Genomic DNA, 15,344 nt, shown 5'->3' with positions numbered 1-15,344 from the left:
CTCCCGTCAGCCCGCGAGGTTTGTGGCTACCTGTTGGGCTAGTGGCATCAGGCGTTGGGCTTCCTGTGCCGGGTCTGCCAGGGGGTCGGAGACCGAGAGTTCGGCTGTGGTGTTGCCGGCCTTGAAGGTGAGGAGGGTTGCGCCTTGGCCGGTTTGCAGGGTGCAGACCGGACCGTCGCCGAGCCGGGCCTGTACTGGGATCGGGACAGTGCCGCCGATCGTGTCACGGCATAGTGAGGTTTGGCGGTTGGTCGCGCCTTGGCTGTCCTGCCAGGTGCTGAGGGAGAGCTTGGCTTCGCCGTCGCCTTCGCCGATCCTGCCGCCTTCGGTGAGGGTATGGCGGGTGCACTTGTTCTCGACGCGGTAGGAGACCGAACCGTCGAACTCGGTCATGATCGCGTCGCCGACGAGATAGCTCGCCCATGCCTGGGGTTTGACCGGCTTGTTGAGAACTGCTTCGACGTCTTGGGCGGGAAAGACCTCGCAGGCGTCCTTCTGGCCGGCGTAGGGGCCGGTGAATTCGTACTGGCGGTGCGGAGTCGGCCCGGCGAGCGCCCTGGCCAGCATCGGTTGAACGAGGGCGTCGGCGATGGGCTTTCCGTCCCGTCCGCTTTCGCTGCGTCCGCTAGCGGAGTCGCGCGGTCCCTTCACCGTTGCCCTGACGACCAGGTCAGGACGGGCGAGGCGCACGTCCCACCAGTGGTTCCTCTGGTCGTAGTAGTTCTGCACGTTGAAGCCGCGGTCCTGCGTGATCGGCCCGTCCTCCGGGTTGGGCTGCCAGGTCCGCATCCGATCCGGGGCTGTGTAGGGAGGCTGGAAGACCTCGATCGTCACCCCGGCCTGCTTCGGGAACACGTAACCGCACACGCTCGGAGCCAACGAGTCTTCTTCGACGGTCCGGTGGGGCGGGACGTCTCCGTCGAAGTAGTTGTGCAGCACGCTCATCTCCGGCGATGGCGGCAGCCCCAGGTTGTCCAACGCGTCCATAGGCAGGAACTCGCACGCGTCGTGCATCGCGGTTCCGCCGTAGCTGTTCGGAGACCCGGTCCCAGGTGACTGAGCGAGCGCGACCATGTGGTCCCGGTAGTTGGCGGCCGGGGCGGTAGGCCCGTCGTCGGCCTGCTTGGACTGCATCTCGACGATCACGAAGCCGAGGCGGGTCAGGAAGGCGATGAGCAGCACGCCGAAGACCGCGAAGACGACGCGTGGCCACCTCTTCTTCCTCTTGGGCGGCTGAGGCGATGGACCCCAGGGCTGTTGCGGTTGCCAGTTCTGCTGCGGCTGTTGCGCCCAGTGTTGATTCCAGCCCGGCGGATTCGGCACAGAAGTCTCCCCCTCGCAGACGTTCCCGTGAACGGCGCCATCGTAAGGAGAGCGAGGGCGTCACCTGGAGTGATTGGTGAAACTGTTGGGTTCGCCTCGTTGTACCCGGTGGCTGAATTCGGAGCGATGCTCTTTCGTGCCCTTGGGGCAAGTGCCGATCTTGGTCGCGTCGTTGGTCTTGATCGGGAGGATTGATGAGCGGTCGTGTGGGTGTGCCGGTTCGGGTTCGGCGGGTGTCGAGCGAGCTTCGGGAGCTTCGGCTGCGGAGCGGGCTCGGGGCTGAGGAGGTTGCCGGGGCGCTCGGGATGTCCATGAGCAAGCTGTCTCGGATGGAGTCCGGGCAGCGGGGGTTGCAGGCCGATGACGTGTCGGCGCTGCTCGGGCTCTACCGCGTTCCGGCGCGGCGGCGGGAAGAGCTGTTGAGCCTGGTTCGGAACGCGGCCATGCCGAACTGGTGGCGCGTGCAGGAAGGGCGTCTGCCTGCGATGTGGGAAGAGACGACCAGGTTCGAGCGGGAAGCGGCGGCGATCTTCAACTACGAGACGATGCTCGTACCAGGCATGTTGCAGACAACCGGGTATGCGTCGGCGCTCGTCGGTGGAACGGACCCTGATCTGAACATCGCCGAGATCGAAACGTTGGTCAGCTCTCGTCTCAGCCGTCAGACGGTGTTGAACAGGGCTAATGCTCCGTACTTCGAGGCCTTGATCGAACAAGGCACGCTTGAACGCCTGGTGGGCGACGCAGGTGTGATGTACCAGCAGATTCGCCACCTTGTCTCTGCAACCAGGCAGGACAACATCACGGTCCGGGTAGTCGAGACCCGAGCAGGTGCGCACCCCGGTTTGGACGGCCCATTCGTGCTCTTCGACTTCGACCAGCATCCGAGCCTGGTGCTTCTGGAGAACCGCGGCAGCAGTGCGTTCCTGGAAGAACCCGAGCATGTCGCTGCGACGAGAGAAGCCCTTCGGCGGTTGCACGAAGCCGCGTTGTCTCCCCACGATTCGATTGCGCTCATGAACGACATCGCCGACAAACTCGTTTAAAACTCAAGGAGCGGATTGTGACTGCGCCGGACCGGAATGCGCTTCAGTGGCGTAAGAGCACTCGGAGCAGCAACTACGCGAACTGCGTTGAAGTCGCCTTCGCAGGCGACACCGTGCACACCCGCGACTCGAAGAACCCTGCTGGTCAGCACCTGATGTTCGGGCAGCCGGCGTGGTCGTCCTTCGTGCAGGGGCTGCGGGATGACCGGTTCGTCAGCCCTTTTCGCAGGTGATCATGTAGTTGATAGGGGTCGATAGGGGCTTCAACACAAGATCAACTGCTTGAGAAGCCCCTAGCGATGATCTGAGATCCATTTCACTCGGTTGCCGGTTCCTGTTTTGACCAACTTCGCTACACGCGCGTAGACCCGTGCGCTAACGTTTGCCACGCTGGCAAGTGGATGTCCGTCGCCCTCATCGCGACGGCACCTGGACAAGGGGAGTTCAGCGTGAACAGCGAGGGAGGCGCGGCATGACGTTCCCGAACATCTGGAGCGGGCTTGTCGAAACTGTTGACCGCATGGCTGACAAGGCTGCACTTGCGCAGTCACAGTCCGCAGGCGGTTCGATGCGCATCGAGCCTGACAAGGTCGACGAGCTTGCGTCGTTCTTCGAAGCTGAAGCGCTTGCGATGGAAGCCCGCGAGGCCGACGTCTTCGAGCTGGCGACCGTGCCCACGGCGGGCAAGGACCCGATCAGCATCAGCGCGGCTTCGACCTACGGGCAGGTCGCTGAGGGCGATGAGCAGGCATACCTGACCAACTACCGAAAGCTTGCACGTGTCTTCAAGGACACTGCAGCAAACCTGCGCGCGAGTGCTACTCAGACGCGCACGAATGACCAGGACTCGGCGGACAGCCTCCGGTCTTGAGACCGGACAGAGGAGGAAACCTTGCGTAAGGGGCTCGCTATCGGCTCGGTTCTGGCCAGCTTTGTGCTGGCTGGTTGCTCGGGGAATGGTGGTACCACGGAAACCCCTAGCAGCGCCCCGGCCGAGTCCCCGGCTCCGCCGAGCTCGTCGCGTCAAGCGCCCGCCAAGTCGGTGCAGCTCGCGGATCAGTGCATGAGTTTGCCGCAGGACCAGCATCAGGCTCTTGGGATCACGATGCCTCCGCAGCCGCGCGAGTCGAATGGCAAGCCCGGTTGCACCTACGTTTCTGGCCAGGCCGGTTCTGACCAGGGTTGGAACGCATTCGTCACTGTCACGACGACCGAGACGATGCAGGGCTTCACTGAGACCACCGCAAACGTCGTGCCTGCTGAGGTAGCCGGTTACCCGGCGGCGCAGTCGGGCAACGAGGGACGGAACTGCATGGTTTCCGTTGACGTCTCAGACCAGGGATCCGTGTTCGTGAACGCCATCTCTCGGGTCCAGAACGTCAACGCGTGCGACGTGGGCAAGCAAATCGCAGGTGCGGTTGTTCAGAATCTTCCGAATGCCTGACTGAGGGGGTAGGCGGTGACAGGTAGGCAACTTGAGCCTGCGGACTTTGAAGGTGCGCAGCTCGACCAGATGCGTAAGTGGGTCAACAGCGGAGCTGGGGCTGAAGGGCTCTACGAGGTTTCGACCGGCTGGAACAAAGAGGACGAGTATCTCCGTGAGCTGAAGACCCGGCTTGAGGACAAGCTGAAGCAGGTCGGCGCGGTCATGCAGTCCGAGTCCGGCGAGGCCATGAAGAACCAGGCCATGCCGGTCGTCCTGTGGACTGAGGTCACGGCGGACAGCGCAAAGCTTCAATCCGAGCAGATGACTGCTCAGGGTGACGCTTTCGGCAAGGTCCAGACCTCGATTCCAGGCGAGGGCGAAGAGCAGGCTGTTCCGGATGACAACTGGCTTGAAGAAGGCTGGGACACCCTCACGACCGGGTCCACGGACGCCGAGGACGCCAAAGCGCACAATGAGAAATTGCGCCAGGAAGCTGTTCAGGCGTTCACCTCGTACCAGGAGACGAGCCAGAACAACGTCGCTGGCAGTGCAGTCTTCACCCCGCCGCCAGACGGCGGCATGAAGACCACCGTGACTGGCTCCGAAGGCCCCGGCGTCGGTGGTGTTGGTTCGTCGTCTCCGTCGTCGACTTCGAGTGCTTGGGCTGGTGGCTCCGGTGGTTCCGGCAGCCTTGCCGGTGCTGGCTCGGGGGCTGGCGGCTCCTACGGCGGTGGTGCTTTCGGCGGTGGTGCTGCTGGTACCGGTGCTGCTTGGGCGACTCCGCCTGGTCCTGGTGGTTCGGGCTCGAACCAGAACCCGAACCCCGGTGGCGCTGGTCGCGTCCCGAACGGGCCCGGCGTTCCCGGTGGTGCTCCCGGTCTCGGCGCCGGTCGCACCGGCATGCCGGGTTCGGGCGCGGGTGCGCGGCCGGGTGCCGGTAGCGGTGCTGGTGGCCGCGGTGGCGCTGGTGCGGGTCGTGGCCTGGGGGCCGGCTCGGGTGCTGGTGCCGGTGGTCGTGCGGGTGCCGGTGGTCCCGGGATGGGCGCCGGTGGTCGTGCGGGCATGGGTGGTCTCGGTGGAGCTGCCGGGGCCGGCGGTGCTGGAGGCGCCGGTGGCCGCGGTGGTGCTGCTGGTGCCGGTGCGGGCGCGGGTGCGCGCGGCCGGGGTCAGGAAGGCGAGGACGACCTCGAGCACGAGACTCCCGACTACCTGATCGGCGACCAGGGCGTCTTCGACGAGGACCTGCCGAAGGTCGCCCCGCCGGTCTTCGGTGACTGGGACAACCAGCGGTAATCGCTCGTCAACGCAGATCGGCCAGTGGGCGGTACCGCTTCGGTGCCGCCCACTGGCTCTTGCGAGAACGTGGACGATCAGGGCTCGGACTGTGGGGGACGGCCGTGCGTCATGGGCTTCCGAACGGCTGAGAACTGGACGGATCAGTGAACAACTCGGATCAATTCGTGGACGCTCTCGGGGCTGTGCCGTCCACACTTTCTGGCTGGGGAGAACCGGTGAAGATCGAGCTGTCGAAGCAGGGCTTCCACGAGGCGTGGAAGTACTTCAACCTCGGCACCAAGCCGCTCGTGCTCAACGTCCTGCCCGAAGGCATCCTCGAAACCGAGCGGCGCCAGGTCGAGGCACGCGCGCGAGATGAGCTGCAGGCGCTCGGTTTCGGCAACGAGATGCGCGAAGAGGACATCCAGGGGGCCCTGCTGCCGCTCACGCGCTACGAGCGGGCCTTCGACATCAACTTCCGGCAGCGCACGCCCGACGGCGCCCAGCGCACCGTCGCGGGCATGGTCGCCTGCACCCGGGGGCACGCGACGCTCGCGGTGCTCACCGAGGAAGCCGTGACCGTCCAGACGCTGCCCGCCGACTCGATGGTGCGGGCGCTGCTGAGCGTGCTGCCCGACGACGTCAAGGCCGGCCCCGGGCGGGGCGTGTCGCTGCGCAGCTCGGCGATGGAAGCCGCCGCCAAGTCCGCGGGCAACGACCGCGAGATGGGCGAAGCGCTCGTGCGGCAAGGGATCCGGCGCGAGGAGGCCAAGACGCTGGTCGAGATGGCCGGCGGGGCTCGCAACGCCTACGCGCAGGTCGGCTACGCCGTCATGGACGGTCAGGGCAAGCGGCACCGGGCGCCGATGGTCACCAACTTCTTCGCCAACGCCAAGGGCTGGTACATGATCGAGAACAGCCACCGCAGCGACGAGGGGTGGACGACCATCGCGCCGATCGACCGGCAGCGCATGGCCGGCCGCGTGCAGGACCTCGTCAAAACGCTGTAGCGAGAGCTGAAGCCCCGGGCCGCGCGCCCGGGGCTTTCGCATGCCCCGGGGAGAGCTTGCTGAGGACGACGCTGGGGGTGGGACTGCGGCCCGTGAGGAGCGCAGGGCGCGGCCCGGGTATCGCGATTGGCGGACCGGGCTGGTCGGCATCGCGATCGTGCTGGTGCTGTCCCTGGTGTTCATCAACGTCCCCGATTGCGGGCCTCACATCGCTGCGGCGGCTGCGGTCGCCTTCCTCGTGTGGCGGTTCGCCACCGCCGAGCGGCGTGGCTGAGCAGCGCGGGTCCGTGGGGCTTCGCGGCCGGCAGGTGGCCTGGTTGACGGCCTGAAGCCGCCTCTGAGCGTGCTGAAGCCCAGCGCACGCCCGTGGGCGGCACGGAGCCGATCGAACGCGCTCTCGATGGCCAGGAGGGGCTGCGCTGGGCGCACAGCGGCGAAGAAGCCGGTCGGCGAAGGCCCCGGCGAGCGAGTCCAGGGCTGGGTGCAGAATGCCGATTGCCAGCAGCCCCTGCACCGACGCGAGCCGCGCGGCGAACGTGATCAGTCCCGAGGTCTGGCCACGGGCCGGCTCGGGTGGCTGAGCCGGCGGTGTCAGGCTCTGGCCCCGCCGCGTCTGGACGGGCGGGGCCACGGGGTGCTTCGGTGCCGCATCACGGGGACCGCCCTTTCCGCTGAGCAGAAGAAAACAAGATCAACTTCCATCATAGAACAGGCTCTCGAACGGCGTGCGTTCGGGGACCGTTTAACGCGGTTGTGACCTGCGGAGACAACCCTCACGTGGCTCAACTGTGCGGAAATCGGACACATTCCGATAAGTTTTGCTGAGATTAGTGCACTTCAGCGGCTTTGTTGATAGGACTTGCAGCGGCCCCGTGCTCGTGCACGCCTTGTACGGGTAGAACTTCAAGGGCCAGGGCGGTGGGGCGGACTGATCCGTTCCACAAAACCGGGACCCCCGTGGGCAACCGCCTTTCGGGACTCGGTACCGTCGCCCGCACCGATCAAGAGAAACCCCACATCACGGAGGACATGGTGGCCCTTCCCCAGCTGACTGAGGAGCAGCGGGCAGCAGCTCTGGAAAAGGCGGCTGCCGCCCGTCGCGCCCGAGCTGAGCTCAAGGAGCGCCTCAAGCGAGGCGGAACCACGCTGGCGGAGGTCCTGGAGACCGCCGACAACGACGAGGTCTTGGGCAAGATGAAGGTCTCCGCCCTGCTCGAGGCCCTTCCCGGCGTCGGCAAGGTCCGTGCGCAGCAGATCATGGAGCGGCTGGAGATCGCCAACAGCCGTCGGCTGCGCGGACTGGGCGAGCGGCAGCGCAAGGCGCTGCTCACCGAGTTCAGCGGCGAGTGATCGACGCAAAAACCGGCGCTGAGCCGAGGATCGTCCGTCAGGGCGAGCCTCGGCTCACCGTCGTTTCCGGGCCTTCTGGAGTCGGCAAGTCCAGCGTGCTCAGCGAGGTGCGCAGGCAGGTTCCGGAGGTGTACTTCAGCGTGTCCGCGACCACCAGGGCTCCGCGCCCCGGTGAGGTCGACGGAGTGCACTACCACTTCGTCTCCGTCGCGGAGTTCGAGCGGATGATCGCCGACGGCGAGATGCTCGAGCACGCCCGCTACGCGGGCAACTTCTACGGGACGCCCCGCAAGCCCGTCCAAGAGGCGATCGCCGCGGGCAAGCCGGCCGTGCTGGAGATCGAACTCCAAGGCGCCCGCCAGGTTCGCAAGGCCTGGCCGGACGCGCAGCTGGTCATGCTGCTGCCGCCGTCCTGGGACGAGCTGGTCGACCGGCTCACCGGCCGCGGCACCGAACCGGCCGACGTCGTCGAGAAGCGGCTCGCCGCCGCGCGGGACGAGCTGGCGGCCGAACCGGAGTTCGACGAGACCGTCGTCAACGCCGACGTGCAGTCCGCGACCAGCGAATTGGTACGATTGATACTCGGCCACGAGAAGTGACGTCTCCCTTCCCGTCCTCCGAGCGACCTACTACTGAGCAGGAGCCACACCTGTGAGCACCCCTAGCGCGCTGGCTGCGCTCAACAGCAGCCCGTCGACCAACACCGTCGAGGGCATCACCTACCCGCCGATCGACGACCTGCTCGAGCAGGTCAGCTCGAAGTACGCGCTGGCCATCTACTCCGCCAAGCGCGCGCGGCAGATCAACGACTACTACGCCCAGCTCGGCGAGGGCCTGCTGGAGTACGTCGGCCCGCTGGTCGAGCCCGGCCCGCGTGAGAAGCCGCTGTCGATCGCGCTGCGCGAGATCCACGCCGGCGTGCTCGAGCACACCGAAGGCGAGTGACGTCTGAACCGACCGAGGACCGCCCGCGGGTGGTCCTCGGCGTCAGCGGTGGCATCGCCGCCTACAAGGCGTGCGAGGTTCTGCGGCGCCTGACCGAGACCGGTCACAGCGTCCGCGTCGTGCCGACCGAGGCCGCGCTGAACTTCGTCGGCGCCGCGACCTTCGAGGCCCTGTCCGGGCAGCCGGTGGTCACCGGCGTGTTCTCGGACGTGCACGAGGTCCCGCACGTGCGCCTCGGGCAGGAAGCCGACCTCGTCGTCGTCGCCCCCGCCACCGCTGACCTGCTGGCCCGCGCGGCCAACGGGCAGGCGCCCGACCTGCTCACCAACACCCTGCTGACCGCGCGCTGCCCCGTGCTGATGGTCCCGGCGATGCACACCGAGATGTGGGAGCACCCGGCGACGCAGCACAACGTGGCGACGCTGCGCAGTCGCGGCGTGATCGTCGCCGAGCCCGACAGCGGTCGGCTCACGGGCAAGGACACCGGCAAGGGGCGGCTGCCCGACCCGGCCGAGATCGTCGACCTGGCCCGGCTGCTGCTGACCTCGTCCACCGCGCTGCCGTGGGACCTGGAAGGGCGCCGGGTGGTCATCTCCGCCGGTGGCACTCGGGAATCGCTCGACCCCGTCCGCTACCTGGGAAATCGCTCCTCCGGGCGGCAGGGCTACGCGCTGGCGCGCATCGCCGCGCACCGCGGCGCCGACGTGACGCTGGTGGCCGCGCACACCGCTGACCTGATCACCCCCGCCGGAGTGCGGTTGATCAAGGTCGGGACCGCCGAGGAGATGCGGTCGGTGATGCTCGCCGAGGCCGACGGGGCCGACGCGGTCGTCATGGCCGCCGCCGTGGCCGACTTCAAACCGGTCAACCGGGTCGAGCACAAGATCAAGAAGACCGAGCGGGACCCGGAACCCGTTGCGCTGGCCCGCAATCCCGACATCCTCGCCGAGATCGTCGAAGCGCGGTCGGCCGGCAAGCTCTCGGCGTCGCTGATCGTCGGGTTCGCCGCCGAGACCGGTGACGCCAGCTCGTCCGTGCTCGACCACGGCCGGGCCAAGCTCGCGCGCAAGGGCTGCGACATGCTCGTGGTCAACGCCGTGGGCGAGGGCATGGCCTTCGAGGTCGAGGACAACTCCGGCTGGCTGCTCGGGGACGACGGGACCGAGGAGCGCATCGCCTTCGGGGCCAAGTCCCTGCTGGCGTCCACATTGTGGGACTCGGTCGGTCGGCGGCTCTCCGACCAGTAGTGTTTGTCGGCAACAGGCCGCAAGCACCAGAGGAGAGTCGTTGAGTCAGCAGCGGTTGTTCACCAGTGAGTCGGTGACCGAAGGGCATCCCGACAAGATCTGCGACGCGATCAGCGATTCCGTCCTGGACGCGCTGCTCGCGCAGGACCCGCGCTCCCGCGTCGCGGTGGAGACCATGGTGACCACCGGGCAGGTGCACGTGGCCGGAGAGGTCACCACCGAGGCCTACGCCGACATCCCCGCCATCGTGCGCGAGAAGATCCTCGAGATCGGCTACGACTCCTCCGCCAAGGGCTTCGACGGCAACTCCTGCGGCGTCAACGTCGCCATCGGCTCGCAGTCGCCCGACATCGCCCAGGGCGTCGACACCGCGCACGAGACCCGCGTCGAAGGCGTCATCGACGAGATCGCCCAGCAGGGCGCCGGCGACCAGGGCCTCATGTTCGGCTACGCCTGCGACGACACGCCCGAGCTCATGCCGCTGCCCATCGCGCTGGCCCACCGCCTGTCGCGCCGGCTCACCCGCGTCCGCAAGGACGGCGTGCTGCCCTACCTGCGGCCCGACGGCAAGACCCAGGTCACCATCGAGTACGACGGCGAGAAGGCCGTGCGGCTGGACACCGTCGTGCTGTCCACCCAGCACGCCGAGGAGATCGACCTCGACGGGCAGCTCGTCGGCGACATCAAGGCCCACGTCGTGGAGCCGGAGATCTCGTCGCTCTCGCTGAGCACCTCCGACACGCGGCTGCTGGTCAACCCCACCGGCCGGTTCGTCGTCGGCGGCCCGATGGGTGACGCCGGCCTGACCGGGCGGAAGATCATCGTCGACACCTACGGCGGCATGGCCCGCCACGGCGGCGGCGCCTTCTCCGGCAAGGACCCGTCCAAGGTCGACCGCTCCGCGGCGTACGCGACGCGGTGGGTGGCCAAGAACGTCGTCGCCGCCGGACTGGCCAAGCGCATCGAGGTCCAGGTCGCCTACGCCATCGGCAAGGCCGCCCCGGTCGGCCTGTTCATCGAGACCTTCGGCACCGAGACCGTCGACCCCGACCGGATCCAGCAGGCCATCAACGAGGTCTTCGACCTCCGCCCGGCCGCCATCATCCGCGACCTCGACCTCCTGCGGCCCCTCTACTCGGCCACCGCCGCCTACGGCCACTTCGGCCGCACGGACGTCGACCTCCCCTGGGAATCGACGACCCGAGCCGAAGCCCTCAAGACAGCAGCAGGCGTCTAACAGCCAACCCCGAGAAGGCGTCCCAGAGCTCCGCTCCGGGACGCCTTCTTTTGCTCTGATCAGGTCAGCGTTCCCCAAAGCCGCCCACACGGCGTGAACCGCACTTACGATTCGCGCCAGCGCGACGATCTTTCCTGGCGGAGGTTCTTGATGGGGGCAGGAGACTACTTCCGCGTCGATATCGATGCTCTGACGGATGCAGGCATCGGTCTCGCAGAGCTGCTCACGGAGACCGACCGGCTCGCAGTCGAGGACATCGATTGCGCTTCGGAGTCCGTGGGCCATGCTGCGCTGGCCGAGGCCTACGCGTCCTTCACCGACCGATGGGCGGTCGGCATCGACAGTCTGCTCACCGACGGCAATGAAATGTCTCAACGAATGATCGACGCGGCAGGTGCCTACATCGAGGCGGATGAGGAGCAGGAGCGACGTCTGAAGGGTTTCTTCGACGGCGTGGATGATCCTGGTGCGGGAGCGATTGAGCAGGATGACTGAATTAGGCGAAAGCGCCGACCCGAAGCAGCTCGTTCCAGGGGAGCCGGGAGATGTGCGCGCATCGGCGGAAAAGCTCGTCAGGCTCGGTGACCGTCTTCTGGAGATCGGGGGTGGCTTCAAGCGGCTCGATGCCGGTGGGTGGGAAGGTGAAGCGGGTGATGCGTTTCGGCAGCGCTTCGAGCAAGAACCCATGCGGTGGATCAAGGGTGGAGAAGCCTTCCACCTGGCGGCGGGCACGCTGAACGACTTCGTCGGCGTCCTGGAGTGGGGCCAGACGCAAGCGCGTGAGGCCATCGAGGAGTACGAGGCCGGTCAACGGGCCACCGAGCGAGCCCGGCAGGATTTCCAACGCGGACCGGGAACCGGCTCGTTCAGCGACCCGGGCGAAGCTCAACGAGAGAACGCTAGGGCAATCCTGGATCGGGCTCGAGAGCAGGTCGAGCAGGCTGGTCACAGGGCAGCGTCCGCGATGCGCGAAGCAGAGCAGGATGCTCCGGAGAAACCGACTTTGCTCGACGAGATCGGCGAGTTCCTCAGCGAGGCGGCTGAGACGGTCGGGGACGTTCCGGGCAATCTCGTTCATTACGGGCTCGACGGTGTCGGGAACGCCGTGGACGCCGCAGGAACGACGATCGCCGGTGTGGTGGACGGAGTCGGCAACGTCGTTGGTGGCGGTCTAGACCTGGTCGGCCTCGATGATGCGGGGCGCTCGGTCGAGGAGAGCACTGAAGCTGCCTCCAACACGGTTTCAGCGAAGACCAACGAGCTCGCGGACGATATCCGTGAGGGCGCGGATCGGATTGCAGGTTCCTTGGGAGCTGAGGACCCGCCCGCGTACGGCGACAACGCTCCTGATGCCAGCCCGCAGCCGGTCATCGTCAAGAGCGAGAAGTACCCGGAATCCGCGGAGCACATCGAAGAGGCGCAGAGCGGAGTCATTTCGCACGGGCCGGACCCCCAGCGCCGAGGTGAGCCCCTCCCGTCGGATCTCACGATCGACAAGGAGAACGCGGACATCAACCGTCGGGAGTCACTGCGCGGAATCCCGACGCGTGGTGGGGACTACCTCGATCGCGACGAATACCCTCCTGCGATGTTCCGCGAAGGCGGCGAAGGCAGCTCCGTGAAGTACATTGACGCCAGCGACAACCGCGGGGCGGGCTCTTCCATGAACGCCCAGATCAGAACACAAGGGCTTGGGAAAGACGACCACGTGCGAATCCTCGTCGAGTAAGAACGATTCACACACCATGAAGGAGTTCTTCCACGATGCCGCAGGACGTTCTCGGCAGGCTGCTGTTCGCCGCGCAGCAGGATTTGGCGGCGGACCAGGTGTGGCCGGCGGCTGCCGCAGCGATCGAAGTGCTCTGGTGGCACGACCGCTTCTCCGACGCGCAATCGCTCGCTGAGGACACGATCAGCCGATTCGGCAGTGCACCGGGGACGCTCTTCGATCACGACATGCCGTTCGACGAGGCGATCCTGATCGGTGCCACCGAGTCCGGCGAAGATCCCCGGGCTGTACTTGGACGGGTCGGCGAACACGTTCCGGCCGATAGCACCTTGGGAAAGCGGCTCACCTGGCTGCAAGGCGAGCTGGCCAAGGAGCAGCCAGCGCACAGCCTCATCACCGGTTTTGACGCGGACTTGTACAGCCCACTGCCCGCGAGGCCGCTCCGCGGTGCCGATGCGGAGCTCGCCGAACGCGATCCGGACAGCTTGAGCGGGTCCGAGCAGCGCAGGCTTTGGGGAGCATCGCGACGTTCCCGGCAGCCGCACATCGCCTTCACACTGCACGATGCCGGTGTCGAACCCCAGGACTGGCAGATGTCGTTCTGGCTCGCGCGGCAGCTCATCAAGGCCAGCAGAGTCGAAGAAGCCGGAGCCGTGCTGCTCACCTCTCTTGATCTGTGGTTCGCCGAACAGCCCTGGCACGTCACCCCGGCTGGGATCACGACACAACCCGACATGCGTGCAGCGGTCACACCGGAGCTGCGCGGAGCTGTCCTGGATCAAATCGACCTCGAGGCAGTGCCCGGAGTCGAATGAGAATGGGCCCTGCTCTGCGACACGTCGTGGCCGGCGCTCATGGCGCCTCCGGTCACCCCCGCAATGTTGATCTCGGTGCGAGCGACGGGCCGTTGCAGGAGCTTGCTGGCCTGCTGACCAGGTGCAACGGATTCTTCGCGTGCAATTCGGGCGTGCAGGCCTTTCGCGCAGGCTCTCCAGGGCTCGGCCCGGAGCTGCAGAGCTGGAATCAGCCCGGCGAGTGGAAGAACACCTATGGTGGGCTCACGGACGGGCTGTTCTCCTTCGGACAGGATCTCTTCGGTGTGCAATTCGCGATTCGCCATCGAACCGAGGTCGTCACCTTTCACCCGGAATCCGGTGGGGTCACGACCCTGGGGCGCTCACTCGAGGACTGGGCGAGCTGGTTGCTGGACGACCTCGACGTGCACGGTTGCCGATCGGTGGCGGCTGCGTGGCAGGACGAGTTCGGGACCCTGGGATACAGTCAGCGGCTCATTCCCTGGCGCCTGTTCACGCTGGGTGGCTCGTATGACTTCGCCAATCTCACTGCCAAGGACGCAGCGAAGTGCATGCGGATCCGTGGCCCCTTCGCGCAGCGCATCCATGAGCTCTCACAGGGATCTGTCGTCACTCTCGGTAAGGAATGATCGTCTAGTCCCGAAGTGGACCGCAGTTGGTGGAGCTTGCTCGTCCCACAGGCTTTGGAGAACGCGTCTGCCTGGAAATTGACGTGGTTGTTCGGGGGGACGAGGGTGGGGGTGTGGGGCCGGTTGGGGATCGGTTCGAGGCTTACGGCCCGTCGCATTGGGTGCTGATGGTGCTCATCGTGGCCGGGTCGGTGATCCTCGTCGTGCTCGGGAGGGGAGTGCCCGCGCAGGCCCTGGAGCGGTGGTGCCGGGCGTTCGCGGTCGTGGTCCTGGGGTTCAACGTTCCGCTGCTGGCGTTCCGGTTGATGCCGGGGGAGTGGGACGTCGCCGAGTCGCTGCCGCTGCACCTGTGCGACCTCGCGTGGATGGTGGCGGCCTGGGCGTTGTGGACCCGGCGGGCGACGCCGCACGCGCTGCTCTACTTCTGGGGCCTGACGCTGACACCGCAGGCGATCATCACCCCGGCCCTCGACTCGCCCGACTTCCCGCACGTCAACTTCATCGAGTTCTGGGGCCAGCACCTGCTGGTGATCTGGGCGGCGGCCTTCCTGACCTGGGCGGTCGGGCTCCGGCCCACGTGGCGCGGGTACTGGATCTCGGTCGGGGTCACCGCCGCGTGGGGCTTGGCGATGCTGGTGTTCAACGAGGCCGCCGGCACCAACTACGGCTTCGTCAGCAGCAAGCCGGAGAACCCGTCGCTGCTCGACCTGATGGGCGGCTGGCCGACCTACCTCGCGGTGGAGGTCGTCGTCGGCATGGCCGCCTGGGCGCTGCTCACCTGGCCCTGGACGCGCAGCCGCGAACCGGTCACGGCACCTTGAAGCCGTGCTGCCGCCAGGCCTCGTAGACGGCGACGGCGGCGGAGTTGGCGAGGTTCATCGAGCGGATCCCGGTCAGCATCGGGATGCGCACCCGCAGCGAAGCCGCATCGATGAGGTCGTCCGGCAGCCCGGTGGACTCCGGGCCGAACAGCAGCACATCGCCCGGCCGGTAGTCCACGTCGACGTACGAGGCCTCGGTGCGGGCCGTGAACGCGATGACGCGCTCCGGGCGCAGCTCCTCCCAGCAGGCCTCCAGGCTCGGGTGGACGTGCAGCGCGGCGCGGTCGTGGTAGTCCAGCCCGGCGCGGCGCAGCTTCGCGTCCTCCACGGAGAACCCCAGCGGCTCGATCAGGTGCAGCGCGGCGCCGGAACCGGCGGCCATCCGGATCGCGTTCCCGGCGTTCCCGGGAATCTCGGGGTGGTAGAAGACGACGTGGAACACTCGAAAATGCTTTCACACACCCCGCCGCACCGCCCATCACGGGTCGGGC

At 66.9% G+C, this 15,344-nt stretch carries 19 protein-coding genes; 17 read left to right on the top strand and 2 right to left on the bottom strand.

Annotation, left to right across the window (positions count from 1 at the left end):
• Positions 1 to 6: 6 nt before the first annotated feature.
• A complete protein-coding gene (locus KBO27_RS21590; protein WP_210971687.1) occupies positions 7 to 1,323 on the bottom strand; it encodes a hypothetical protein in 1,317 nt (438 codons plus the stop codon).
• A gap of 194 nt (positions 1,324 to 1,517) precedes the next feature.
• Between KBO27_RS21590 and KBO27_RS21585 the strand changes: the two genes are divergently transcribed.
• The 17 genes from KBO27_RS21585 (at position 1,518) to KBO27_RS21505 (ending at position 14,853) form a co-directional block, all read left to right on the top strand.
• Positions 1,518 to 2,369: a helix-turn-helix domain-containing protein gene (locus KBO27_RS21585; RefSeq protein ID WP_210971686.1), complete on the top strand. Its 852-nt coding sequence runs from the start codon at positions 1,518 to 1,520 to the stop codon at positions 2,367 to 2,369.
• 17 nt (positions 2,370 to 2,386) lie between these two features.
• Positions 2,387 to 2,602 carry a DUF397 domain-containing protein gene (locus tag KBO27_RS21580; RefSeq protein WP_210971685.1) on the top strand — a complete coding sequence of 72 codons (216 nt, stop codon included), beginning with the start codon at positions 2,387 to 2,389 and terminating at the stop codon, positions 2,600 to 2,602.
• 239 nt (positions 2,603 to 2,841) lie between these two features.
• Positions 2,842 to 3,240, top strand: coding sequence for a hypothetical protein (locus KBO27_RS21575; RefSeq protein ID WP_210971684.1), 399 nt, complete (start codon positions 2,842 to 2,844; stop codon positions 3,238 to 3,240).
• A gap of 63 nt (positions 3,241 to 3,303) precedes the next feature.
• On the top strand, positions 3,304 to 3,813 hold the full coding sequence (locus KBO27_RS21570) for a DUF3558 domain-containing protein (RefSeq protein WP_307870544.1): 510 nt from the start codon (positions 3,304 to 3,306) through the stop codon (positions 3,811 to 3,813).
• 69 nt (positions 3,814 to 3,882) lie between these two features.
• On the top strand, positions 3,883 to 5,088 hold the full coding sequence (locus tag KBO27_RS21565) for a PPE domain-containing protein (protein ID WP_210971682.1): 1,206 nt from the start codon (positions 3,883 to 3,885) through the stop codon (positions 5,086 to 5,088).
• Between the two features lie 218 nt (positions 5,089 to 5,306).
• Positions 5,307 to 6,080, top strand: a complete 774-nt coding sequence (locus KBO27_RS21560) for an ESX secretion-associated protein EspG (protein ID WP_210971681.1) — start codon at positions 5,307 to 5,309, stop codon at positions 6,078 to 6,080.
• A gap of 40 nt (positions 6,081 to 6,120) precedes the next feature.
• Entirely contained in the window at positions 6,121 to 6,354 is a 234-nt protein-coding gene (locus tag KBO27_RS21555; protein WP_210971680.1) for a hypothetical protein, read from the top strand.
• A 758-nt stretch (positions 6,355 to 7,112) separates the two neighbouring features.
• Positions 7,113 to 7,430, top strand: a complete 318-nt coding sequence (mihF, locus tag KBO27_RS21550; RefSeq protein WP_093154362.1) for an integration host factor, actinobacterial type — start codon at positions 7,113 to 7,115, stop codon at positions 7,428 to 7,430.
• Entirely contained in the window at positions 7,427 to 8,029 is a 603-nt protein-coding gene (gene gmk / locus KBO27_RS21545) for a guanylate kinase (protein WP_210971679.1), read from the top strand. Before mihF ends, gmk begins: the two co-directional genes overlap by 4 nt.
• 52 nt (positions 8,030 to 8,081) lie before the next feature.
• Positions 8,082 to 8,375, top strand: coding sequence for a DNA-directed RNA polymerase subunit omega (rpoZ, locus tag KBO27_RS21540; RefSeq protein ID WP_132627363.1), 294 nt, complete (start codon positions 8,082 to 8,084; stop codon positions 8,373 to 8,375).
• A complete protein-coding gene (coaBC, locus tag KBO27_RS21535; protein WP_210971678.1) occupies positions 8,372 to 9,622 on the top strand; it encodes a bifunctional phosphopantothenoylcysteine decarboxylase/phosphopantothenate--cysteine ligase CoaBC in 1,251 nt (416 codons plus the stop codon). Before rpoZ ends, coaBC begins: the two co-directional genes overlap by 4 nt.
• Before the next feature lie 55 nt (positions 9,623 to 9,677).
• Positions 9,678 to 10,859, top strand: coding sequence for a methionine adenosyltransferase (gene metK / locus KBO27_RS21530; protein WP_210971752.1), 1,182 nt, complete (start codon positions 9,678 to 9,680; stop codon positions 10,857 to 10,859).
• Positions 10,860 to 10,952: 93 nt separating this feature from the next.
• Complete coding sequence (locus tag KBO27_RS21525) at positions 10,953 to 11,354, top strand: hypothetical protein (RefSeq protein WP_210971677.1); 402 nt, start codon at positions 10,953 to 10,955, stop codon at positions 11,352 to 11,354.
• Positions 11,347 to 12,588, top strand: coding sequence for a putative T7SS-secreted protein (locus tag KBO27_RS21520; RefSeq protein ID WP_210971676.1), 1,242 nt, complete (start codon positions 11,347 to 11,349; stop codon positions 12,586 to 12,588). Before KBO27_RS21525 ends, KBO27_RS21520 begins: the two co-directional genes overlap by 8 nt.
• Positions 12,589 to 12,623: 35 nt before the next feature.
• Positions 12,624 to 13,403: a hypothetical protein gene (locus tag KBO27_RS21515; protein ID WP_210971675.1), complete on the top strand. Its 780-nt coding sequence runs from the start codon at positions 12,624 to 12,626 to the stop codon at positions 13,401 to 13,403.
• Between the two features lie 2 nt (positions 13,404 to 13,405).
• On the top strand, positions 13,406 to 14,032 hold the full coding sequence (locus KBO27_RS21510) for an SMI1/KNR4 family protein (RefSeq protein ID WP_210971674.1): 627 nt from the start codon (positions 13,406 to 13,408) through the stop codon (positions 14,030 to 14,032).
• Positions 14,033 to 14,145: 113 nt separating this feature from the next.
• The gene (locus KBO27_RS21505) at positions 14,146 to 14,853 is read left to right on the top strand and encodes a YwaF family protein (RefSeq protein WP_210971673.1); all 708 of its coding nucleotides are present in this window, start codon (positions 14,146 to 14,148) and stop codon (positions 14,851 to 14,853) included.
• Here the strand turns inward: KBO27_RS21505 and KBO27_RS21500 are convergent.
• Positions 14,840 to 15,295 carry a tRNA (cytidine(34)-2'-O)-methyltransferase gene (locus tag KBO27_RS21500; protein ID WP_210971672.1) on the bottom strand — a complete coding sequence of 152 codons (456 nt, stop codon included), beginning with the start codon at positions 15,293 to 15,295 and terminating at the stop codon, positions 14,840 to 14,842. The two genes, KBO27_RS21505 and KBO27_RS21500, sit on opposite strands and share 14 nt — an antisense overlap.
• Positions 15,296 to 15,344: the final 49 nt, after the last annotated feature.

It is taken from the genome of Saccharopolyspora endophytica (assembly GCF_018070075.1).
In the GTDB taxonomy this organism is placed as follows: Bacteria; Actinomycetota; Actinomycetes; order Mycobacteriales; family Pseudonocardiaceae; genus Saccharopolyspora; species Saccharopolyspora endophytica.
The sequence above is the reverse complement of the archived record's forward strand: the minus strand, read 5'-3'. Positions and strand labels throughout refer to the sequence as shown.